The organism is Limnohabitans rimovensis (SeqCode) (genome assembly GCF_965234775.1).
Classification (GTDB): domain Bacteria; phylum Pseudomonadota; class Gammaproteobacteria; order Burkholderiales; family Burkholderiaceae_C; genus Limnohabitans; species Limnohabitans rimovensis.
In genome coordinates this window covers 134,827-156,391 of record NZ_OZ248568.1, presented here as the reverse complement: position 1 = coordinate 156,391, position 21,565 = coordinate 134,827, and the positions used below count along the sequence as shown (strand labels likewise).

At 60.6% G+C, this 21,565-nt stretch carries 20 protein-coding genes; 10 read left to right on the top strand and 10 right to left on the bottom strand.

Annotation, left to right across the window (positions count from 1 at the left end; all coding sequences use genetic code 11):
* Positions 1-233: 233 nt before the first annotated feature.
* Genes AC8GFZ_RS13740 through AC8GFZ_RS13730 form a run of 3 tightly spaced genes read left to right on the top strand, consistent with a single transcriptional unit; the run spans position 234 to position 3,850 of the window.
* Positions 234-1,031 (top strand): FAD binding domain-containing protein, encoded by a 798-nt coding sequence (locus AC8GFZ_RS13740; protein ID WP_506645472.1) that lies wholly within the window; start codon positions 234-236, stop codon positions 1,029-1,031.
* A gap of 36 nt (positions 1,032-1,067) precedes the next feature.
* A complete protein-coding gene (locus AC8GFZ_RS13735; RefSeq protein WP_506645471.1) occupies positions 1,068-1,538 on the top strand; it encodes a (2Fe-2S)-binding protein in 471 nt (156 codons plus the stop codon).
* Complete coding sequence (locus tag AC8GFZ_RS13730; protein WP_506645470.1) at positions 1,535-3,850, top strand: xanthine dehydrogenase family protein molybdopterin-binding subunit; 2,316 nt, start codon at positions 1,535-1,537, stop codon at positions 3,848-3,850. The genes AC8GFZ_RS13735 and AC8GFZ_RS13730 overlap by 4 nt, the downstream gene beginning before the upstream one ends.
* An 84-nt stretch (positions 3,851-3,934) precedes the next feature.
* Here AC8GFZ_RS13730 and AC8GFZ_RS13725 read toward each other — a convergent pair whose 3' ends face one another.
* The 8 genes from AC8GFZ_RS13725 to AC8GFZ_RS13690 all read right to left on the bottom strand — a co-directional run bounded on the left by AC8GFZ_RS13725 (position 3,935) and on the right by AC8GFZ_RS13690 (position 11,325).
* Complete coding sequence (locus tag AC8GFZ_RS13725) at positions 3,935-4,729, bottom strand: class II glutamine amidotransferase (protein ID WP_506645469.1); 795 nt, start codon at positions 4,727-4,729, stop codon at positions 3,935-3,937.
* 85 nt (positions 4,730-4,814) lie between these two features.
* Complete coding sequence (locus AC8GFZ_RS13720) at positions 4,815-5,228, bottom strand: VOC family protein (protein ID WP_506645468.1); 414 nt, start codon at positions 5,226-5,228, stop codon at positions 4,815-4,817.
* A gap of 35 nt (positions 5,229-5,263) precedes the next feature.
* Positions 5,264-6,286: an Ldh family oxidoreductase gene (locus AC8GFZ_RS13715; protein WP_506645467.1), complete on the bottom strand. Its 1,023-nt coding sequence runs from the start codon at positions 6,284-6,286 to the stop codon at positions 5,264-5,266.
* A gap of 6 nt (positions 6,287-6,292) precedes the next feature.
* Positions 6,293-7,396 (bottom strand): cis-3-hydroxy-L-proline dehydratase, encoded by a 1,104-nt coding sequence (locus AC8GFZ_RS13710; protein ID WP_506645466.1) that lies wholly within the window; start codon positions 7,394-7,396, stop codon positions 6,293-6,295.
* 30 nt (positions 7,397-7,426) lie between these two features.
* Positions 7,427-8,362, bottom strand: coding sequence for a dihydrodipicolinate synthase family protein (locus AC8GFZ_RS13705; RefSeq protein ID WP_506645465.1), 936 nt, complete (start codon positions 8,360-8,362; stop codon positions 7,427-7,429).
* A 63-nt stretch (positions 8,363-8,425) separates the two neighbouring features.
* Positions 8,426-9,409 (bottom strand): TRAP transporter substrate-binding protein, encoded by a 984-nt coding sequence (locus AC8GFZ_RS13700; RefSeq protein WP_506645464.1) that lies wholly within the window; start codon positions 9,407-9,409, stop codon positions 8,426-8,428.
* Positions 9,410-9,437: 28 nt separating this feature from the next.
* Positions 9,438-10,703 (bottom strand): TRAP transporter large permease, encoded by a 1,266-nt coding sequence (locus tag AC8GFZ_RS13695; protein WP_506645463.1) that lies wholly within the window; start codon positions 10,701-10,703, stop codon positions 9,438-9,440.
* A gap of 1 nt (position 10,704) precedes the next feature.
* Positions 10,705-11,325, bottom strand: coding sequence for a TRAP transporter small permease (locus AC8GFZ_RS13690; RefSeq protein WP_506645462.1), 621 nt, complete (start codon positions 11,323-11,325; stop codon positions 10,705-10,707).
* Between the two features lie 91 nt (positions 11,326-11,416).
* Here AC8GFZ_RS13690 and AC8GFZ_RS13685 point away from each other — a divergent pair, with 91 nt between their 5' ends.
* Positions 11,417-12,103, top strand: a complete 687-nt coding sequence (locus tag AC8GFZ_RS13685) for a GntR family transcriptional regulator (RefSeq protein ID WP_506645461.1) — start codon at positions 11,417-11,419, stop codon at positions 12,101-12,103.
* A gap of 71 nt (positions 12,104-12,174) precedes the next feature.
* Here AC8GFZ_RS13685 and AC8GFZ_RS13680 read toward each other — a convergent pair whose 3' ends face one another.
* Positions 12,175-13,371, bottom strand: a complete 1,197-nt coding sequence (locus AC8GFZ_RS13680) for an amidohydrolase family protein (RefSeq protein ID WP_506645460.1) — start codon at positions 13,369-13,371, stop codon at positions 12,175-12,177.
* 11 nt (positions 13,372-13,382) lie between these two features.
* Positions 13,383-14,084 (bottom strand): TetR family transcriptional regulator, encoded by a 702-nt coding sequence (locus tag AC8GFZ_RS13675; protein ID WP_506645459.1) that lies wholly within the window; start codon positions 14,082-14,084, stop codon positions 13,383-13,385.
* Positions 14,085-14,356: 272 nt separating this feature from the next.
* On the opposite strand from AC8GFZ_RS13675, the gene AC8GFZ_RS13670 reads away from it, so the two are divergent.
* The 6 genes from AC8GFZ_RS13670 (at position 14,357) to AC8GFZ_RS13645 (ending at position 21,555) form a co-directional block, all read left to right on the top strand.
* Positions 14,357-15,952, top strand: a complete 1,596-nt coding sequence (locus AC8GFZ_RS13670) for a 6-hydroxynicotinate reductase (RefSeq protein WP_506645458.1) — start codon at positions 14,357-14,359, stop codon at positions 15,950-15,952.
* 10 nt (positions 15,953-15,962) lie between these two features.
* A complete protein-coding gene (locus AC8GFZ_RS13665; protein ID WP_506645457.1) occupies positions 15,963-16,889 on the top strand; it encodes a UPF0280 family protein in 927 nt (308 codons plus the stop codon).
* A gap of 69 nt (positions 16,890-16,958) precedes the next feature.
* Entirely contained in the window at positions 16,959-17,543 is a 585-nt protein-coding gene (locus tag AC8GFZ_RS13660; protein ID WP_506645456.1) for an amino acid synthesis family protein, read from the top strand.
* A gap of 46 nt (positions 17,544-17,589) precedes the next feature.
* Positions 17,590-18,795 (top strand): ABC transporter substrate-binding protein, encoded by a 1,206-nt coding sequence (locus AC8GFZ_RS13655; RefSeq protein WP_506645455.1) that lies wholly within the window; start codon positions 17,590-17,592, stop codon positions 18,793-18,795.
* Positions 18,796-18,880: 85 nt separating this feature from the next.
* Positions 18,881-20,791 (top strand): ABC transporter permease, encoded by a 1,911-nt coding sequence (locus tag AC8GFZ_RS13650; protein WP_506645454.1) that lies wholly within the window; start codon positions 18,881-18,883, stop codon positions 20,789-20,791.
* Positions 20,788-21,555, top strand: coding sequence for an ABC transporter ATP-binding protein (locus AC8GFZ_RS13645; protein WP_506645453.1), 768 nt, complete (start codon positions 20,788-20,790; stop codon positions 21,553-21,555). Before AC8GFZ_RS13650 ends, AC8GFZ_RS13645 begins: the two co-directional genes overlap by 4 nt.
* Positions 21,556-21,565: the final 10 nt, after the last annotated feature.

The following is a 21,565-nucleotide window of genomic DNA, read 5'->3' as shown; positions in this document are numbered from 1 at the left end:
CCTGGCCGGGTAGGGGTATGGCCCGCTGCGTGATGTCTCTGCAATGCGCCTGGCCGTGGCGAGCGCCAGTCGTTGGTCATCGCCGTGACGCCACCGGCTGGATGGCGGCGCGCAAGGACTCAGACATATCCCTGCGTCAAGTGCGTGCCGCGTCACCCAGGTTCGCAAGCCCTGTGGCATTTAGGGTAGATTGCAGGCTGCGCCGGAAACCCGGTGTTTTGGAGGATTTTCCCGTGTACGCATTCAAATACCAGCGCGCCGAATCGGTGGGCGCGGCCAGCGCGGCCTTGAGCGCCGATGACTCGGCCAAGGTCTTGTCGGGCGGCATGACTTTGCTGCCATCGATGAAACACCGCTTGACCGCACCATCGGCACTGATCGACGTGGCCCGTTTGCCCGAGATGACCGGTGTGCGCCAAGAGGGCGACCACTGGTGGGTGGGCGCGGCCACCAAGCACCAAGACGTGGCGGCCCACCCGGGTTTGCACAAAGCCATGCCAGGCCTCACCACGCTGGCCGGCTTGATTGGCGACCCGCAGGTGCGCGCGCGCGGCACCTTGGGTGGCTCCTTGGCCAACAACGACCCCAGCGCCGACTACCCATCCGCGGCCCTGGCGTTGCAAGCGGAAATCATCACCGATCGACGCACCATCGAAGCCGACGATTTTTTTCTGGGCATGTTTGCCACCGCCTTGCACAGCGACGAAGTCATCACCGGCGTGCGCTTTGGCACCCCGCAACGCTGTGCTTATGCCAAGTTCAAACACCCGGCATCGGGCTATGCGATGGCCGGTGTGTTTGTGGCGCAATACGCCGCAGCTGGCGAAGCGAACGGCGGCTGGCGCGTCGCGGTCACGGGCGTGGCCAATGGCGTGTTTCGCTGGCACGAGGCCGAACAGGCCTTGGCACAAGGCGCGCAACCGCCAGCCTTGCAGCGCGATGACGTGATCGACGACGTGCACGCGCCCGCCGCCTACCGCACCCACTTGGCCCTGCAAATGTTGGCGCAAGCCCGCCAATCGCTCACCTAACCCCAACCCGCGTGGCCCAGCCACGCCACACCCCGCATGAAACTCAACCTCACCTTGAATGGCACCCCCCGCAGCGCTGACGTGCCCGAGCGCACCTTGTTGGCCGACTTGCTGCGCGACACCTTTGGCATGACCGGCACCCATGTGGGCTGCGACACCACGCAATGCGGTTGTTGCACCGTGCATGTGGACGGCCAAGCGGTCAAGTCCTGCACCATGCTGGCGATGCAAGCCGATGGCTGCACCGTCACCACCATCGAAGGTTTGGGGGCCAATGGATTGCACCCGGTGCAGCAAGCGTTTTCGCGGTGCCACGGCTTGCAATGCGGCTTTTGCACCCCGGGCATGGTGATGGCCTCGGTGGACTTGTTGCGCCGCAACCCCACACCCACACCGGATGAAATTGCCGAAGGTTTGTCGGGCAACCTATGCCGCTGCACCGGCTATGTCAACATCATCCGCGCCGTGCAACAAGCCAGCCAAGTGATGCAAGGAGAGGCGCCATGAATGCACCCCTGTCTGCCCAGCTGTTGCGCAAAGAAGACCAACGCCTGATCACCGGCACCGGTCAATTCAGCGCCGACGCGCAAGCGGTGGGCTTGTTGCATGCTTATGTGATTCGCTCACCCCATGCCCATGCCCGCATTGCCCACATGGACCTGAGCGCGGTGCGCAGCGCAGCTGGTGTGCACCAGGTGTTGACCGCACAAGACATCCAGGACGCGGGCTTTGCCGACTTGCCCAATGTGGCGCAGGTCAATGGCCCACAAGGCCAGCCCCAAACCGTGTGCACCATGCCGGTGTTGGCGCGGGACAAGGTGTTGTATGTGGGTCAACCGGTGGCTTGGGTGGTGGCCGACACCGCCTTGCAAGCGCAAGACGCGGCCGAGCTGGCGCAAATTGATTACGACACCCTCGACGCGGTGGTCACTTATGTCGATGCCACAGCGCCTGGCGCGGTGCAGCTGCACCCGCAAGCGCCCGGCAACACCTCGGTGAAATTTGAGGCGGGCGACCGCGCCGCCGTGGATGCGGCGTTTGCCCAAGCGCACTTTGTCAGCGACATTGCCGTTGACAGCCAGCGTTTGGTGGGCTCGCCCATGGAGCCGCGCGCGGTGTGGGCCTGGCACGATGAGGCCAAGGGCGTCACCCATGTGCACACCCCCACCCAAGGGGTGGGTGGCATGGCGGGCTTTTTGGCGCACATCACGCGCTGGTCCCCTGAAAGCATGGAGGTCCACACCCACGATGTGGGCGGCTCGTTTGGGCTTCGCGCCACGGCCTACAGCGAACACCCCTTGGTGATGCTGTCCACGCGCTTGCTCAAGCGACCGGTGCGTTGGGTGGGTTCGCGCTCAGAGATTTTTGTCAGCGACTGGCACGGCCGTGCGCTGCTTTTGCATGGGCACATTGCCTTGGACGCACAAGGCCACATTTTGGCCATGCGCTTTGAAAACCAGGTCGATGTTGGCGCCTACAACGCCTACTTCAGCACCCACATTGGGGCGCGCAACCTGTCGATCACCATGGGCGGGGCCTACCACGTGCCGGCCTTGCACATGTCTGCGCACATTTACTTCACCAACACCGTGCCGGTGTCGGCGTATCGGGGGGCGGGACGACCCGACATTGCCTATGCCATTGACCGCTTGATCGACCATGCCGCACAACAGCATGGCCTCGACGGGGTGGCGATTCGGCGCAAAAACTTCATTGCGCCCCAAGCCTTTCCCTACACCACGGCGAACCAAACCGTGTACGACAGCGGCCATTTTGAGGCGGTGATGGACCACGCCATCGGCATGAGCGAGCCCCAAGGCTTGGCCCAGCGCCGCGCCGCCGCGTTGCAACGCGGCTGCTTGCTGGGGCGTGGGTTGGCTTACTACTTGGAGGCCTCGGGCCCCGGTGGCGCGGCCAAAGACCAGGTGCGCGGCAGTTTTGATGCCCAAGGCGTGTTGACATTGCGCGCCTTGACCGGTGCGTCTGGCCAAGGCCACGAAACCAGTTTTGCGCAAATCGTGCAAAACGAAATCGGCCTATCTGCCAGTGCCGTGCGCTACCTGGCCGGAGAGCCGGAAAAAGGCTTGGTCGGCAACAGCACCGGCGGCTCGCGCACCTTGTACGGTGCGGGCAGCGCCATCAAAAACCTGTGCCAACAATTCATGGACCAAGCCAAGCCGGCCATTGCGGCTTTGTGGGCGTGTGCCCCCGCCGACATCGGCCATGCCAAGGGCGAGTGGCAAGAGTTGAGCGGCGCCAAACGCAGTTTGCGCTTTGCCGATTGGATCGCCAGTTTGGGCGCACAAGCCGCGCAGGTGCAAGCGGTGGGTGAAGCGGCCTCGGGCGCGACCTTTCCCAATGGCTGCCACATCGCTGAGGTGGAAATCAACATCGCCACTGGTGTGGCCGAGGTGTCGCACTATTGGGCGGTGGACGATGTGGGCCAGGTCATCTCCCCCGAACAGGTGTTGGGCCAGGTGCATGGTGGTGTGGTGCAAGGCATGGGCCAGGCCTTTGGCGAGCACGTCATTTACGACCGCGAAACCGGGCAGCTGTTGACCGGCTCATACATGGACTACCCCATGCCCCGCGCGGGTGGTTTGCTGCGCCACTTTCACCACGAGACCCATGCGGTGCACACCGACCTCAATTTGCTGGGCGCCAAAGGGGTGGGCGAGTCGGGTTGTTCGGGTTCATTGCCGGCCTTGGCCAACGCGGTCACGGATGCGCTGCGTCAGGTGGGCGCGCCACCCATGGACATGCCGTTCACACCGGCCAAGTTGTGGGCTGCCATCCAAGCGGCTCCGCGCAGACCTTGACGCCAGCGGGGTGATGGGGGCTGAACCCAGCCCACGTGGGCTGCTGCGCTGCCGAGCGTCACGCCCGCGCAGCGGTGGCGGCGGTCACACAGAGAATTGGAAGTCTTCCAGGCCCTGGGGCGTCCAATGCACACCACGGCGCTCATCGACCTTGAACCAATGCGCGGCATTCGAGTCCGAGGGCTCCGACGCAATCGTGTTGATGGGGTTGGTGCCCGGCGCTGATGCGCGGGTGTGGGGTGCGCCAAAGTACATGCTGGGCGATTGGTCATCGCTGGAGTAGCGAAAGGCCCAGATGTCGTGGCCATTGGTCAAGGCACAGGAAATGCGCATGGGCTCATCGGCATGGTGTTGGTCCATGATGCGCGAGACATCCCGCAAGGTTTGCGCCATCGCACCGATCGGGTCGTGCACCAAGCCCTTGCTCAGCGCCACCAAAAACAAGGCCTCGCTGTCGGTGGTGCCTTCGCGGTGTGGGTAGTGCACATGGTCGATCAAGTCTTCCACATCTTTGCGGCAGTGCTGCCAGTTGCCCACTTTGCCGTTGTGCATGAAGGTCCAGTTTTTCCAAATGAAGGGGTGGCAATTGGTTCTGGAGATAGCTGTGCCCGTGGTGGCCCGCACATGCGCGAAAAAAAGTTTCGCCTGAACATGCGCGGCCAAGGAGCGCAAGTTGCTGTCGTTCCAAGCCGGGAGGATGTCTTTGAACAAGCCTGGGGTGGTGCGCTGGGTGTACCACGCCACACCAAAGCCATCCCCATTGGTCACCCAGGCCGATTGGGTGGCTGCCAGGCTTTGCTGGACGATCGAATGCTCTTGGTGAAAGATCAAGTCTTCCAGGTAAATCTCTGGACCTGCATAGGCAACCCATCTGCACATGGAAACCTCCCAAAAGAAACAAACAAAGGTTTGCGGTCTACTTTAAGCGGGCGTCAGGCCCGCTTCAGCGACGGGGGTGCGCAGCTTATTTGGCAAACAGCCGAGACGGATCGGCAAAGGCCTTGAACTCGACGGCATTGCCGCACGGGTCCAAAAAGAACATGGTCGCTTGCTCCCCCACTTGGCCCTTGAAGCGGATGTGCGGCTCAATCACAAATGCGATGTGTGCGGCTTTGAGCTTGGCGGCCATGCGCTCCCATTCGGGCATGTCGAGCACCATGCCGAAATGGCGCACCGGCACGTTGTCGCCATCGACGGCACTGGTGTTGTGGTGGCCGGCCTCGTTGGGGCTCAAATGCGCGACGATTTGATGCCCATAAAAATTGAAGTCCACCCATTCGTCCGATGAGCGCCCTTCCGGGCAGCCCAACAACTCGCCATAAAAAGCACGCGCCTTGGCCAAAGACGTGACGGGAAAGGCCAGATGGAATGGTTGCATGGGGCGGATGGTAATCCAAGGGCCGGACCGCCCTGTCACGGCGCCAAAGCAGCCAGTTCATCCAATAATGACTGGGCAATGTCGACCCCAAAGCGTTGGCTGTGTGCCAAGGCCGCGTGTCGGCGGTCGGACGGCAAACGAACGCCGGGTTGGTTGCGCGCCTCGGTCAAAAAAACCTCGGCCTGTTCCAGCCAAGGGTGGCCCATACCCAGCCCAAACACAGCTGGGTCGATGGCCAACAACAACTCGCCACCCAATGGCGGGCCGCCGTCGCCATTGTCCAAGCGAGCTGCCGCCCGGCTGGTGGGTTCACCAATCAAGGGCCCGGCCAACAGTTCGACCATCATCGACAACGCAGAACCTTTGTGGCCGCCAAAGGGCAGCAGTGCGCCGGCCAATGCTTCCCGCGGGTCGCGCGTGGGCTGGCCTTGTGCATCGATGCCCCAGCCTTCGGGCATGGACTCACCGCGGTGCCCCATCAACTCGATCTCGCCACGCGCCACGGCGCTGGTGGCAAAGTCAAAAACAAAGGGGTCTTGCTCGCCCCTGGGCCAACCAAAGGCGATGGGGTTGGTGCCCATCAAGCGCTCTTTGCCGCCGTGAGGGGCCACAATGCATTGGCCGATGGTGAATGCCCAACAAGTCAGTCCCGCTTCCACCAATGGCGTGAGATCGTGCCACAGGGAAGAAAAGTGATAGCAGTTGGTGAGCGCCAATGCGGCAATGCCATGGGCCTTGGCCGCCTCGATCAAAACGGGCGCACCCAAAGCATGGGCCGCAGGGGCAAAGCCATTTTGCCCATCCACACGCACCACCCCAGAGGCCACCCGATGCAATTGCGGCTGGGCTGCGCCATTCACCCGGCCGCTGCGCACACTGGCCACATATCCTTTGATTCGGTACAGGCCATGGGACGGTGAACCAGCGGCTTCTGTGAGTGCCACCGACCGTGCAATCGGTTGGGCTTGGTGCGGAGCCAGGCCACCCGCCAGCAACACCTTGAGGGCCAAAGCCTCCAGGTCTGCAAGCCCCATGTTGACGCGTGGTCCAACACCCATGGCTGCTTATTGGATAACGGCGAGTGGCTGGCCCAACACGTCCCAACGCGGCTCAATGCCCAAGCCGGGCGCCTGGGACGTGGTCATGTGCCCATTCACCCGTTGGGGTGCGCCCGAGGCGATTTCCACCGTCACATAGCTGTTGAAGTCGGTGGCGGAAAAGCAAAACGCCTCGGGGGTGGACTGGGCCAAGTGCGCGATCGTGGCGGTCACGATGTCGCCGCCCCAGGTGTCTTCGATGGTCATTGGGGTTCCAGTGGCCACACAAATGTCGCGCATCATGCGCGCCTTGGTCAAGCCACCCACCTTGCTGATCTTCAGGTTGATGATGTCCATGGCATCGTCGGCCAAGGCAGTCATCAACGATTGAGCGTCCCCAATCACCTCATCCAGCACGAAGGGGTGGGAAGTCCTTTTGCGCACAGACAGGCATTCTTCGTAGGTCATGCACGGTTGTTCGATGTAGACATCCACATCTGACACGGCAGAGACCACGCGCGCGGCCTGTGCACGGGTCCAGCCGGTATTGGCGTCGGCCACCAAAATATCGCTGGGGGCAAGAATGGCGCGCGTTTCGTGGATGCGGGCAATGTCCATGTCGGCATTGCCGCCCACCTTGAGCTGAAATTTCGTGTAGCCCTGTTTTTTATAGCCGGCAATTTTGGCGGCCATGACCTCGGGCGCTTCTTGAGAAATGGCCCGGTACAGCGCCACCTTTTCTTGTGCCGCACCGCCCAGCAACTGACAAACCGGCAAGCCAGTGGCTTTGCCCAGAATGTCCCAGCACGCAATATCAATTGGAGCCTTCACATAGGGGTGGCCGCGCAAAACCGCATCCATGTGTCGGTTGATCATGTCCAGGTTACGGGGGTCCAGGCCTATCATTTTCGGCCCCAGCTCGGCCAGGCCACTGCGAACCCCCAGCGCATAAGCCGGCAAGTAGGCCGAACCCAAAGGACAGCATTCGGCATAGCCGGTGATGCCCGCATCGGTTTCCACGGCCACCACCGTGGAGTCGAAAACTTCAACAAAATTACCGTTTGACCAGCTGTAGCGTCCTTCGCGCAAAGGCAAATCCACTTTCCAAAACTTGATGGCAGTGATCTTCATGGCAGCGTTGAAAAAAAGAAGGGGGGCCTTTTAATGCTTGACCCAGGCGGCGTACCAGCGCTTGAACAACTCCAATTGGTTACGGGCAAAGCGCTTTTGGCTCTCTGACAAACTGTCCGTGGGGTTGAAGTGCAACTCGTACTCGCGGTGGCCTTCCAGCACCATCAAGTACTTGAAGAACAAAACCAAATCAACGCCCACATCGAAGGTGGACAGCACGCGCAATGCACCTTCCAGCTCCATTGCTTGCTGCCTGGCTGTGGCGTCGCCCATCGCCGCTTTTTCGCACAGCGAAGCCAAATGCAACACCTCTTTGGGCAACACATTGCCAATGCCAGTGATGGCGCCTTTGGCACCGCAATTCACATAGCCATGGAACACCTCGGTGTCCACGCCCACCATCAAGGTCAGGCTCTCTGATTTGCCGGTGATGTGCTCGGCAGCGTAGCTCATGGCTTGGGCGCTGCCAAACTCTTTGAAGCCCACCAACTGAGGGTATTTGTCATGCAAGGCAAAAAACAAATCGGCCTTGGTCTCGAAACCGTAATAAGGGCTGTTGTAAATCACCGCGGGCAAGTTGCCGCCGGCTTCCAAAATACCGGCGAAATGCGCATATTGGGCGGCTGCGGAGGAGCCGCGCGACAACACGCGTGGAATCACCATCAAACCAGCGGCGCCCACTTTGTTGGCATGTGCGGCCAGGGCGGCTGCACGCATGGGGTTTTGTGCTCCCGTGCCCACGATCACCCGCAGCCCAGCCTTGACCAGGCCTTCAACGCCGGTCATGCGCTGCTCGTCGGTGAGCAAGGGCCAGTCGCCCATGGAGCCGCAGTAGATCACGCCCGCCATCCCGGCACCGACCAACTCTTGGCCTTTTCTCACCAGGGCATCAAAGTCGGGTGTGCGGTCGGGTTTACACGGCGTCATCAGCGCCGGCATCATTCCGGAAAAAACATTCTTGCTCATGGCTCACGTCCTCATAGTTGTCTGCCCCGGTGCATGGTGCAACAGGGCAGACGCAAGCGGGGTTTAAATGGACGCGCCAATCTTGCGCAAATTGGCGATCACCGGGGACTGGGGTAACCAGATCTTGTCAAATGCTGCAATCACAGCGTCGGTGTCGTTGACCGCGACTTGGCGGATGGGGATGGGCGCTTTTCTGAAGCTTTCCACCAGGCCCGGCTCGGTCGAGACGATGCCGTCCATTTGGATGTCCAACACTTCTTTGACGGTTTTGGTGATCAAGTCTCGGTCAGACGCTGAGAATGTTTGCCACACCCGCCCCGACACCACAGCGGCAAAAGGCATGAACAAAGCATTCATTTGCAGGATGACTTTGGACACCTTGTCAAAGCGCTGGTTCCAAGAAAACTCCAGGTCGGCCTCCAAGCCATCCACTTGGCCATTTGACATGGCGTCAAACACCTGGGGCGTGGGAATCGGCGTGGGTGCTGCACCCAGCAACTGGTAGAAGTCGCGGTAAACCGGCGTGGGGTTGATGCGCAGTTTCATGCCCTTGATGTCGGCCAAGGACTTCAAGTCACGTGATGAAAAAATGGCCCGCATGCCGGTGATGCCCCAACCCAGACCGATGGTGCCGGTGGTGCTGGGCAACACATCGAACAACTTCAACACCTCTGGGTGGCGCACAAACTTGGCCACAGCTGGCGTTGAGCGCACCAAGTACGGGGCGTTGATGGCAGCGATGTGGGGCACGCGTGAGCCCAACTCAGCCGCCTGAATGAAGCCCATGTCCAAAGCGCCAGACTGCAACTGCTGCATCATGGCCGACTCGTTGCCCAACTGGCCGGAGTGGAACACCGTCATGGTCAAGCGGCCATTGGTGGCCTCTTTCAATTTTTCACCCAACAACAAGGCTGCTTTGTTCCAAGAGTGGCCCACGGGCGTGATGATGCCCAGTCGAATTTCTTTGGCCTGGGCCAAAGAAAGCGTGGGCAAAGCCAGCGGCAAGGCGGCGCCATAAGACAGTACTTTTCTGCGGGAAACGGTCATGAGAGTTCTCCTGGTTGATGAAGTGGATTTATTTCAAAAGAGCGAGGGACAAAAACGGATAAATGGACAACAAAATCAGCAGCACACAGGCTATGCCAAAAAACGGCAAAGTGACCATGAACATCTTCCCGGGCTTGGCCCCAGTGATGGCCGCCGCCACAAAAAAGCACAAGCCCACGGGGGGTGACAACAAGCCCAACACCAAATTCACCACCACCACCACGCCAAAATGGCGCGGGTCGATGTGATACACATCGGTGGCCAGGGGCAGCAAAATCGGCACCGTCATGATCAATCCGGGGATGCCATCAATCACCGTGCCGATGATCAACAAAATCACATTGGTCAGCAGCATGAAGGTGATCGGGTCTTTGGCCACGGTTTGAACCCAGGCGGCGGTGGCCTGGGGCACTTTGCCGTAAATCAAAATCCACGAAAACACCGCTGCCGCTGCGACCAAAAAAAGCACGATGGCCGAATAAATGCCAGCCCGCAACATCATCTCTGGCAAGCGTGAGAACTGAAACTCTTTGGTCCAGTAGCGCCCTACCAGTGCCGCAGCCACGGCACCCACGGCAGCAGATTCGGTGGCGTTGGCCAACCCGGTCAGGATGGAGCCCACAATCACGATGGGGATCAACATGGTGGGCGCCGCATTCAAAACGGTGGCCAGGCGTTCCTTGATGGTGCGATGCGGTGCGCGGGGAAAGTTGTACAGGTAGCCCATCACGGCGATGATGACGAAAAACAGCACCGTCAAAATCACCCCCGGCAAGATACCGGCAATCAGCATGTCGCTCACCGACACCTGGGCCAAGGCGCTGTAAACCACAAACATCACCGACGGCGGGATGATGGGGCCGAGCATGCCGCCATAGGCGGTCAAGCCGGCGGCAAAGTTCTTTTCGTAACCTTGCTTTTCCATCTCGGGCACCATGATCTGCGACATGATGGCCACTTGCGCCGTGGCCGAGCCCAAGATCGAGGCCACAAACATATTGGCCAAAATATTCACATAGGCCAAGCCAGCGCGCACTGAGCCGACAAACGCCATGGCCAAATCCACAATGCGCTGGGTGATGCCGCCGCCATTCATGATTTCGCCAATCAAGATGAACAACGGAATGGCGATCAAGCCGTAGCTGTCGACCCCACCAAACATTTGCAAGGGGTAGGACTGGTATAGAACCGGGTTGTTGAGCGAGACAATGAATGCCACACCACCGATGCACAAACACAAACCGATCGGCACGCCGATCAGCATCACCAGCATGAACACAGCAAAGGTCAACATATCAACTGAGGCCTTCCATGCTGGAACTCAAAAACGCGGTGTTGTTGGATCGCGCAATCAGACCCAAGTCCTCGACCAGGTTGGCAGCGCTGTGCACCACCATGGACAGCGCAAACCAAGGCATGACCATATACAAAATCCACACAGGCCAATTCAGGGTTTGGGTGCGCTCGGTATAAATGAAGTTGAAGGTTTGCGCGGCCAATGCGCGGGCATCAAAGCCTGCCTGGGCCATGCCCACGGGGTCCAGCCACAAGACACAAAACCAAAGCAAAACCAATGAAAACGCGAGCACGGTGGCGGTGGCGCTCACTTTGAGCCATTTTTGGGCCTGGTTGGATAAGCGCTCGGTGAGCATCGTGACCGCGAAATCAAGCCGCAAACGCGTCATGGCCGAGGCGCCAATGAAGCACAAAAAAACCACGGAGTAAATGGCAGACTCGTCCACCCAGTACAAAGAAACGCCGCTGTAGCGGGTGACGACGTTGAGCAAAATCAAGCCGGTGATCAGAAACATCAAGCCGGGAACCGCCAAGCGCTCAGCGGCCAGCAACTTGGCAGACAGCCAAATCACCCCCCGAACCCATGGCGGTGACGACCCCAAACCTTCGGCTGGCTGCATGTGCGCGATCTCCTTGAGCGGCATTCTATGGCAAGAATATACATTCTACAATCGAGAGCACCATCGACAACTCAGCCTTTAAGATCGACGCATGAAAAGCCCTTTGGGTCACCGCACTTTGTCTGCCGCCATCGTTGAAGAGGTGCGCCGTGGCATCTTGAATGGCACGTACCCCGCCGGGGAGCAGCTGCGACAAGACGTCTTGGCCAGCACCTTCCAGGTCAGCCGCATTCCTGTGCGTGAAGCTTTGATTCAGTTGGAATCAGAAGGTTTGGTGGTCATCGCGCCGCACAAAGGCGCCATCGTGTCCACGTTTTCTCTGGAAGAAATTGACGACGTTTTTGACCTGCGTGTGATGCTGGAGCCGCGCTTGTTGGTCAAATCAATTGCCCGCTTCAAGGCGGCAGACTTTGCCGAGGTTTCCGCATTGGATGCCGAATTCAAAAGTGCCATCGAAACCCAAGATGTGGCGCGCTGGGGCTTGCTCAATGCCAAATTTCACTTGGCTTTGTACAAACATGCGCGCTTGCCGCGCACCCATGCGATCGTCGCCGCCTTGCTCCAAACCAGCGACCGATTCACCCGCATTCAGATGCGCAGCGGGCGCGCCTTGGACCGCGCAGAAAAAGAGCACCAACAGCTGCTGAAGCTTTGCCAACAAGGCCAAACCAAACTCGCCAGCCAACACTTGGTGGCCCACATCGAAAAAGTCCGCAAAGACTTGCATGCGCTCTTCAAAAAGCGGGCAGGTGCGGTGTCAGCATCCGCGAAACCTTGAGCGGGGCGTGAAACCTCGGTGCTGTCGGCAAACATCGCACCTGGGTCGGGTGCGCCGCCCCTAGGGCGGGCTCAATGGCCGCTGACGACTTCTGGAATGTCTTGTGCGGGCGGTGTGTTGCGGCTGCGCCCACAGCGCACGATGCCGTCGATCATGACCATGCCGATGCCGGGGATGTCGCCCAATTGCACGCTCTCGAGCAAAGTTTTGCCCGCGGTGTGTTGGGCCCGGTCCATGAACACGAAGTCGGCTGCACGACCGACTTCGATCAGGCCGCAGTTGAGCTGGCGAATGCGCGCGGTGTTGCCGGTGGCGAAACAAAAAACCAATTCGGCGGGGATGCTGGCCAGGCTCGAGAGCAGGGCCACCATGCGCAAGATGCCCAGGGGTTGCACGCCCGAGCCGGCCGGCCCGTCGGTGCCCAAAATCACACGGTGCGGGCATTTGAGTTCCAGCGCGGCTTTGGCCGCGGCGATGGCCACGCGTTCGTTGCCGTTGTGCACGATCTCGATGGCGCGGGATGATTTTTCGCACAACTCACACACATGGGCTTCGGGCAGCGAGGTGTGGCCGCCGTTGATGTGACCGATGACATCCGCATCGGCTTCCAGCACCACATCTTTGTCGATCATGCCCGAGCCCGGAATCGACGGGCCGCCGGTGTGAATGGTGCTTTGGATGCCATATTTGCGCGCCCAGGCGACCATCTCTTTGGCTTCATACCCGGCCTTGACCGAGCCCAGGCCGACTTCGCCCAACAGCGTCACCCCCGCATCGGCCAAATCTTTGAAGTCTTGTTCTGTCATGCCCTTTTCAATGACCGGCGCACCGGCCATCACCTTCACACCGCCGGGGCGAAAGTTGTCAAAGGCGCGCTGGGCGGTGATGGCCAAGGCCTTGAGGCCTACGATGTCTTTGGGCCGCCCCGGCAAATGCACTTCGCCCGCAGAGATCATGGTGGTTACGCCGCCATTCATGGTCGAGTCGATCCAGCCGATTTGGTTTTGGCGCGGCGTCCAGTCGCCAAACACCGGGTGCACATGGCTGTCGATCAGGCCGGGGCAGACACAGGTTTGGTGTGCATCAATGGTGGTTTGTGCGCTCGACAGGTCGCAATCTTTCTCACGCCCCACCGCAACGATCAAGCCGTTGTCGACCACGATGGTGTCGGCTTGCAAGATGGGCTGATCAATATCGCCCGACAGCAGCAGGCCAATGTTCTTGATCACGACTTTTCCAGATGCGCCAGCGGCGGCGATGTCGGCCATGGGGGGACTCCTCAAAGAGCGGGTTGAACAGCAGGGTTGACGACACGAAACACCGTGTCGAGCACAAAATGTTTCCATTGCGCCACGGCTGCCGGGGCGTCGATGTTCTCGCCCAAAAAGGCGGTCAAGGTGTGGCGATTGGACATATAAAAATACCCAGTGGCGGCAATCAGCAAATAGACATCGCGCGGCGACACATCGGCACGCATCAACCCTTGCTGCACGCCTGCTTGCAAGATGTCGCCAATCACGGTGATCGCGGGTGAGGAGTATTCCTTGGCCCGCAGCGATTTGACAATGTGGCGGCCCTTGTGCAGGTTTTCTGTGTTGAGCAGGGTGACAAACTCTGGGTGTGCGCGGTAATAGTCCAGCACAAAGTGCACCATTTGCTCGAGGGCCAGAAGTGGTTGGCCCACATCCAGTGCCAACTCAGCCTCAGCGTCATTCATGCGCTGGTAAATGGTTTCCAACACTTCAACGAACAAGCCTTCCTTGCTGCCGAAGTAGTAGTAAATCATCCGGTCGTACGACTTGGCCAAGCGCGAAATTTTCTCCACGCTGCCACCTTCATAGCCGTGCTGTGCAAACACCTTGATGGCCGCGCGCAAGATGCTCTCGCGGGTCTGTTGCGCGCTGTGCTCGCGCACGCCTGCGCTGCGTTTGCCCGCTGGCTTGGCCAAGCGGGCTTTGGGTTGGCGTGCGGTGGTGACCATGGTGAATTATTGGTCGATGAATCGGTGGGCGTGAGTCTCGGGGGCGACGGGTGGGTGCGCCGGCGTGCCCCGCCAAGGGTGGTGAAAACCCGTGTGCCCGGTGCGGCCCGCACCCCTGGGCGCCCTCTGGGAAAACCATGCTTGCGCGGCAAAAAAGGATGCGCTATATTGATGTTTCATGTAGAGAGCAACATTTTGGTGTGGTGAATGCTACACAAACTGCAGCTGGTGTGCAACAGCGCATCGCAGACCCCTGACGAACAAAACCGGTGATGACGGAACACTCGAAAACCGACGGATTGCCCAGCATCGAAGCGCCCGCCGCCCCTGAGTTTCAGGAGCGCGCCAATTTGCGCAACGAGCGCATGAGCGGCGTCAAAATCGAATGCAATGCCTGCCCGGTGCTGTGCCAAATATCGGTGGGGCGTGTCGGCGCTTGCGACCGCTACGCCAACCACGATGGGGTGCTGGTGCGCTTGGATCCGGTGGTTCTGTTGCGCCGCGAACTCGCGCAAACCGAGCCCCAGCTGGTGCCTTTTGTGGCGCGCGGCGAAGATGCCGCACCCGCGCCCTGGAATGGCGACCTGGTCCATGCCGACCAGGTCTTTGTCACCGGCGTGGGCTCTTCCACCACCTATCCCGATTACAAACCCGCCCCCTTCATCGTGTCTTCCAAAGTGGACGGCGTGGACATGGTGACCGTGGTCACCGAGGGCATCTTCAGTTACTGCAGTTTCAAGGTCAAGATCGATACCGACCGCTACTTGGGTGCCGAGCAAGCCAATGTGCGCATGAAAGGCGAAGTGGTGGGCCATGTGACCACCGCCGAATACGGCTCTCAAATGCTGTCGCTGGGTGGCGTGCACCACTTGACGGGTGGCAGCAAAAAAGAAGGCCGCGTCACCGTTGAGATGATGGAGGCCTTGGGCAACAAACAGGCGGTGTCGTTGACCATTGATGGCGGCGCGCAACTGGTCATTCAGGCGGGCCGCGCACCCATCGTCAATGGTGTGGAAGAACAACGCATGCGGGTGGGCTGCGGCTCGGCTGTGGTGGGCATTTTTGCGCGGCAGTTTTATGGCGTGGCTGATGAGGTGCTGGTGCTCGATGACCACATCACCGGCGTGCTGACCGAACACCAAGCCGGCCGTTGCCTGGACATGCGGCCCTCGGGCATTGCGGTGTTGGGCCGCAAGTCCACGCCCGGGCGTTACTTTCAAGTGGCCAACCCTGGCAATGGTTGGGGCGGCACCGACATCGTGGACCCCTTGTCCATCATCGAAGGCTGGGACCCCAAAGTGGTTTGGCCCGGCTTGCGCTTGTTGGTCACCTCCACCACCGGCGAGCATGCGGCTTGGTATGTGCTCAACGACCAGTTGCAAGCGGTGCAGCAAGACATGCCTGCCGAGGTGCGCACCATCGTGGACCGCATTGGCGAAAACTGCGAGCCGTCGCTGTGCAGCGTGATGTTTTTGGGCGGGGCCGGCGGCAGCTTGCGCGCTGGCGTCACAGAAAACCCGGTGCTGCTCACCCGGGCCATCAAACAAGCTTTGGTCAATGTCACCTGTGGTGGGGCCCCGGCGTTTGTTTGGCCCGGCGGCGGCATCACCGTGATGAGCGATGTCTTGCGCATGCCCGACAACAGCTTTGGCACCGTGCCCACACCGGCCATCATTGCGCCGATTGAATTCAGCATGCGCTTATCGGATTATCAAGCCCTGGGTGGACACATGGGCCATGTGCGCTCGCTGGAAGACGTGCTGCGCCACGGCGCTTGGCACAACGAAGGCGCGCCCACCGCGCTCAAGTGGGAAGCACAGCCATCTGCAAATCCCTGGCCGCTCGGGCAAGACCCGATGCTCGGATAAGGTGCGCAACGTGACCGCTTCGCGACAACTTTTACCCGATGGCCGCTGGCACTTTCAGCACGGCCCGATGGACATCGTGATCGGCGCCGATCCGGTGGGCCCCCATGGCCCAGCGGCGGTGGAGGATGCCCATGAAAGCGCTTGGGCGCGTTTTGTACCCCTGCTCGACGAGCTGATGCAAGAGTGGCCGGTGCTGCGTTTGCCGGTGCAAGCCCATCGGCCCTGCCCGCTGCATGGCGCGGTGGCGCGGCGCATGTGGCAGGCCTGCTTGCCGTGGGCGGCGCAGCACTTCATCACGCCCATGGCCGCTGTGGCCGGCAGTGTGGCGCAAAGCTTGATCGCCAGCTACGACCGGCCTGGCGTGGCCCGCGCTTGGGTCAACAATGGCGGCGACATTGCCCTGCACCTCACGCCCGGGCAGTCGGCGCGCGTGGGTTTGTATGCCGACTTGGCGCGCTTGCCAGCGCACGGGTGGGGGCAAGACATCCAATTGGACGGCGCATTGGAAGTCACCCACGCCATGCCGGTGCGCGGCGTGGCCACCAGCGGCTGGCGCGGGCGCAGCTTTTCTTTTGGCATCGCCGACAGCGTGACCGTGCTTGCGGCCACCGCTGCGCAAGCCGATGCCGCAGCCAGCATGATTGCCAATGCGGTCAACGTGGACCACCCCGGCATCGTGCGCCTACCCGCCCACAGCTTGCGCGACATGACCGATTTGGGCGACCTGGCGGTGACCGTTGATGTGCCCCAGTTGCCCGCCCGCTTGGTGCACCAAGCCTTGCAAAACGGGTGGGAGTGTGCGCGCGAATGCCAAGCCCAGGGCTTGATGGCGGCCGCGTTTTTGGTGTGCCAAGGCCAGTCAATGGCATTGACCCTGGGCGGCGCTGTGGATGGCCAACAGGTATCCTGTGCCAGCGATGCTTTGGCGTTGGCTTGAAACGACGCACATCACCCGAACCACTGACACCGAAGACCCGACACATCAGAATCCCAGGAGACGCGAACCATGCCCGCCAACATTCGAAAAATCGTGGTCCAAGTCGATGAGACTTGGCAAGAGATGGGCCGCACCGTGTCACCACCCACGCGCCGGGCTTTGGCCATGGCGGTGATTGCCAACCCCTATGCCGGTCGCTACAGCGAAAACCTCGATGAGCTGATCGCCATTGGCGAAGAGTTGGGCGCTTTGCTGGGCCAAAAGTGCGTGCAAGCCCTGGGCATCGCGCCGGGCCAAGCGCACAGTTACGGCAAGGCCGCGATCGTGGGTGAGGGTGGCGAGCTCGAACACGCGGCCGCTATTTTGCACCCCAAGCTGGGCGCGCCCTTGCGCCAAGCGGTTGAAAAAGGCGCGGCCCTGGTGCCGTCGGCCAAAAAATGCGGCGGCATGGGTGCGGCCATTGACGTGCCCTTGGGCCACAAAGACGCCGCTTTTGTGCGCAGCCACTTTGACGCCATGGAAGCACGCGTGAGCGACGCGCCACGCGCGGCAGAAATCGTTGTCGCCGTTGTCGTCACCGACAGTGGCCGTCCCTTGCCGCGCATTGGCGGCTTGCAAGTCCATGAGATTCAAGGTCAGGACGGTTTGCGCTGAAACGCAGACCTATTTTTTCGCTTCAAACCACCACAGGAGACCCACCATGAAAGCTGTCAACACCCTACGCCGCGCCATCGCGCTGGCGGCCCTGACTTGGGCCGCCGTGCCTGCTCAGGCCCAAAACACCATCAAGATCGGTGAGATCAACAGCTACAAAGTGCAGCCCGCTTTTTTGGAGCCCTACAAAAAAGGCATGGAGTTGGCCATTGACGAAATCAATGCCGCCGGTGGTTTCATGGGCAAAAAATACGAACTCATCACCCGCGACGACAACGCCAACCCGGGTGACGCCGTGCGCGTGGCTGAAGAGCTGATCTCGCGCGAAAAAATCGATGTGCTCACCGGCACCTTCTTGTCCAACACGGGTTTGGCCGTGGCCGACTTTGCCAAGCAAAAGAAAGCCTTTTTCTTGGCCGGCGAGCCCTTGACCGACAAGCTCACTTGGCAAGGCGGCAACGCCTACACCTTCCGTTTGCGCCCCGGCACGTACATGCAAGCGGCCATGTTGGTGCCCGAGGCGGTCAAGCTGAAGAAAAAACGCTGGGCCGTGGTCTACCCCAACTATGAATACGGTCAATCGGCAGTCGCCGCTTTCAAGGCCTTGCTCAAAGCCGCACAACCCGATGTGGAGTTTGTGGCCGAGCAGGCCCCGCCTTTGGGCAAGCTCGATGCCGGTAGCGTGGTTCAAGCCCTGGCCGATGCCAAGCCCGATGCCATCTACAACGTCTTGTTTGGCGCTGACCTGTCCAAGTTTGTGCGCGAGGGCAATACCCGCGGCTTGTTCCAAGGCCGCGAAGTGGTCAGCATGTTGACCGGCGAACCCGAGTACCTGGACCCGCTCAAAGACGAAACCCCCAATGGTTGGTTGGTCACCGGCTACCCCTGGAACAACGTCGCCACCAACGAGCACAAAGCGTTCTTGCAGGCTTACCAAGCCAAGTTCAAAGACTATCCGCGCCTGGGCTCGGTGGTGGGTTACGCGATGATCAAGTCGGTGGCGGCTGGGGTGGCCAAGGCCCAAAGCACCGACTCTGAAAAGTTGCGTGTGGCCTTTCGCGGCCTGCAGGTGGACACCCCGTTTGGCAAGATCACTTACCGCGCAGAGGATCACCAATCCACCATGGGCGCGTTTGTGGGCCGCACCAAAAACGAGGGTGGCAAAGGCGTGATGGTGGATGCGCGCTATTTGGATGGTGCGCAATACCAGCCATCGGCGGCTGACGTGAAAAAATCACGCGCCGCAGACTGACACCCTTTCCTGATGTGACGGGCCCCCTGGGCAGCGACTGGCTGGGGGGTTTCGTTTTCAGGCTTAGACACGAAATGCGTGCCACATGAGTTTTTCTGGCTTCCTCGTTCAGTTGTTGAATGGCTTGGCGGCGGCGTCATCGCTGTTTTTCGTGGCGGCGGGCTTGTCGCTGATTTTTGGCGTCACCCGCATCGTGAATTTCGCGCACGGCTCGTTTTTCATGGCCGGCATTTACATCGCCTACACCGTGGTCGAGCGTTTCGCGGGCAGCATTGGGTTTTGGCCCTGCTTGGCCTTGGCCGCTGTGGCGGTGGGGGTGCTCGGTGCCTTGATCGAAATGCTCTTGTTGCGCCGCATTTACAAAGCGCCAGAGTTGTTTCAGTTGCTGGCCACCTTTGCCCTGGTGTTGGTCATCAAAGACGCGGTGCTGTGGCTGTGGGGCCCGGAAGAATTGCTCGGACCCCGTGCCCCTGGCTTGGCTGGCTCGGTGTCCATCGGGGGTCGGCAGTTCCCCATGTACGACTTGTTTTTGATTGTGGCGGGCCCGATTGTTTTGGCGCTGCTGTGGCTGTTGCTCACCCGCACCCGCTTTGGCACCTTGGTGCGCGCGGCCACCCAAGACCGCGAAATGGTCAGTGCCTTGGGCGTCAACCAAGCTTGGTTGTTCACCGCGGTGTTTGCTTTGGGTGCGATGTTGGCGGGCTTGGGCGGGGCCTTGCAGTTGCCGCGTGAGCCGGCCAATTTGGAAATGGACTTGAACATCATTGGCGCGGCTTTTGTCGTGGTGGTGGTGGGCGGCATGGGCTCCATCCCTGGGGCTTATTTGGCTGCCTTGCTGATCGCCGAAGTCAAGGCGGTGTGCATTTGGCTTGGCATGGTTGAGGTGTTTGGGGTGGCGGTGTCGTTTTCCAAACTCACCTTGGTGGTGGACTTTTTGGTCATGGCCATTGTTTTGGTGTGGCGGCCTTGGGGCTTGCTGGGCAAGCCCCAGGCCCCCAGCCGCTATGTGGGTTTGCGCGAAGAGCCTTTGCGCGCGGCCAGCCCGGTTTATGTGTGGGCCGCGGCCTTGCTGGGCGTGGTCTTGGTGGCCATGCCTTGGCTCACGCCCAACTCACCCTACACCACGGTGTTGATGATCGATTTGTTGATCGCCGCATTGTTTGCCACCAGCTTGCACTTCATCATGGGGCCAGCGGGCATGCACTCTTTTGGGCATGCGGCTTATTTTGGTTTGGGCGCCTATGGCGCGGCGCTGCTGGTGCGCGCTTTGGGTTTGTCGATGGAGGTGTCGTTGCTGGTGGCGCCCTTGGTCGCGGCTTTCGGTGCCTTGGTGTTTGGTTGGTTTGCGGTGCGTTTATCGGGCGTGTACCTGGCCATGCTCACCTTGGCGTTTGCCCAAATCACCTGGGCGGTGACCTTCCAATGGGACAGCTTCACCGGCGGCAGCAACGGCCTCACCGGCGTGTGGCCGTCGGCCCTGTTCAGCGACAAGCGCATGTATTACTGGCTCACCTTGGGGCTGGTGGTGGCTGGCGTGCTGGGGCTTCGGCGGGTGTTGTTTTCGCCGTTTGGTTATGCATTGCGTGCGGGCCGCGACTCGGTGCTGCGCGCCGATGCGATTGGCATCGATGTCAAACGCTTGCAATGGTTCGCCTTTGTGCTGGCTGGCGGCGTGGCCGGTTTGGCGGGGGCTTTGTATGCGTTTTCCAAAGGCAGCATTTCGCCCGAATCGATGAGCGTGGGCAAGTCGGTGGACGGCTTGGTCATGGTCTTGTTGGGCGGTATTCAAACCTTGGCCGGCCCCGTGGTCGGTGCCTTCAGCTTCACTTGGCTGCACGATGTGGTGGCGCGCAACACCGACTACTGGCGCGCCATGTTGGGCTCGGTCATTTTGTTGTTGGTGCTGCTCTTTCCCCAGGGCATTTCCGGCTCGGCGCAAATGCTGTGGCTGCGCTGGCGTGGCAAAGCGACGCCTTCCACGGGGGCCGCACCATGAGCGCGCTGCTGCAAGTGAGCAACCTGGGCAAGTCCTTTGGTGGCGTCAAAGCGGTGGACGGCATCAGCTTTGATCTGGCGCCCGGCGAGTTGCTGGCCTTGATTGGCCCCAATGGCGCGGGCAAGTCCACCACCTTCAACATGGTCAATGGCCAGCTGAATGCGGATCAAGGCTCCATCATGTTGCAAGGCCAAGAGTTGGTCGGGCGCAAGCCGCGCGACATTTGGCGCCAAGGTGTGGGGCGCACCTTTCAAATTGCCGAAACCTTTGCCTCATTGACCGTGGTGGAAAACGTGCAAATGGCTTTGCTCTCACACGACGATCTGCTGTTGTCGATGTGGCGGCGCGCTGCTGAGCATCGCCGTGACGATGCGCTGGCCTTGCTCGACCAAGTGGGCATGAAGCCCCAGGCCGATCGGCCCTGCAATGTGTTGGCCTATGGTGACGTCAAGCGGGTGGAGTTGGCCATCGCCATGGCCAACGACCCCAAGCTGCTGCTGATGGACGAGCCCACCGCCGGCATGGCCCCCAAAGAGCGCAACGAGTTGATGGCCTTGACCAAAGACCTGGTGTTGCAGCGCGGCTTGGCGGTGCTCTTCACCGAGCACAGCATGGACGTGGTGTTTGCCTATGCCGACCGCATCATCGTGCTGGCGCGTGGCCGCTTGATTGCCGAGGGCAAGCCCCAGGACATCCGCGACCACCCCCAGGTGCAGGCCGTGTACTTCGGCACCGGTAAAACCTTTGAAAAGCCCAGCGCTTGACCCGCCCCAC

Coding starts and splice junctions, on each gene's coding strand:
- AC8GFZ_RS13735 (WP_506645471.1), top strand. CDS start 1,068: ATGAAACTCAACCTCACCTTGAATGGCACCCCCCGCAGCGCTGACGTG.
- AC8GFZ_RS13730 (WP_506645470.1), top strand. CDS start 1,535: ATGAATGCACCCCTGTCTGCCCAGCTGTTGCGCAAAGAAGACCAACGC.
- AC8GFZ_RS13725 (WP_506645469.1), bottom strand. CDS start 4,729: ATGTGCAGATGGGTTGCCTATGCAGGTCCAGAGATTTACCTGGAAGAC.
- AC8GFZ_RS13720 (WP_506645468.1), bottom strand. CDS start 5,228: ATGCAACCATTCCATCTGGCCTTTCCCGTCACGTCTTTGGCCAAGGCG.
- AC8GFZ_RS13715 (WP_506645467.1), bottom strand. CDS start 6,286: ATGGGTGTTGGACCACGCGTCAACATGGGGCTTGCAGACCTGGAGGCT.
- AC8GFZ_RS13710 (WP_506645466.1), bottom strand. CDS start 7,396: ATGAAGATCACTGCCATCAAGTTTTGGAAAGTGGATTTGCCTTTGCGC.
- AC8GFZ_RS13705 (WP_506645465.1), bottom strand. CDS start 8,362: ATGAGCAAGAATGTTTTTTCCGGAATGATGCCGGCGCTGATGACGCCG.
- AC8GFZ_RS13700 (WP_506645464.1), bottom strand. CDS start 9,409: ATGACCGTTTCCCGCAGAAAAGTACTGTCTTATGGCGCCGCCTTGCCG.
- AC8GFZ_RS13695 (WP_506645463.1), bottom strand. CDS start 10,703: ATGTTGACCTTTGCTGTGTTCATGCTGGTGATGCTGATCGGCGTGCCG.
- AC8GFZ_RS13690 (WP_506645462.1), bottom strand. CDS start 11,325: ATGCAGCCAGCCGAAGGTTTGGGGTCGTCACCGCCATGGGTTCGGGGG.
- AC8GFZ_RS13685 (WP_506645461.1), top strand. CDS start 11,417: ATGAAAAGCCCTTTGGGTCACCGCACTTTGTCTGCCGCCATCGTTGAA.
- AC8GFZ_RS13680 (WP_506645460.1), bottom strand. CDS start 13,371: ATGGCCGACATCGCCGCCGCTGGCGCATCTGGAAAAGTCGTGATCAAG.
- AC8GFZ_RS13675 (WP_506645459.1), bottom strand. CDS start 14,084: ATGGTCACCACCGCACGCCAACCCAAAGCCCGCTTGGCCAAGCCAGCG.
- AC8GFZ_RS13670 (WP_506645458.1), top strand. CDS start 14,357: ATGACGGAACACTCGAAAACCGACGGATTGCCCAGCATCGAAGCGCCC.
- AC8GFZ_RS13660 (WP_506645456.1), top strand. CDS start 16,959: ATGCCCGCCAACATTCGAAAAATCGTGGTCCAAGTCGATGAGACTTGG.
- AC8GFZ_RS13655 (WP_506645455.1), top strand. CDS start 17,590: ATGAAAGCTGTCAACACCCTACGCCGCGCCATCGCGCTGGCGGCCCTG.
- AC8GFZ_RS13650 (WP_506645454.1), top strand. CDS start 18,881: ATGAGTTTTTCTGGCTTCCTCGTTCAGTTGTTGAATGGCTTGGCGGCG.
- AC8GFZ_RS13645 (WP_506645453.1), top strand. CDS start 20,788: ATGAGCGCGCTGCTGCAAGTGAGCAACCTGGGCAAGTCCTTTGGTGGC.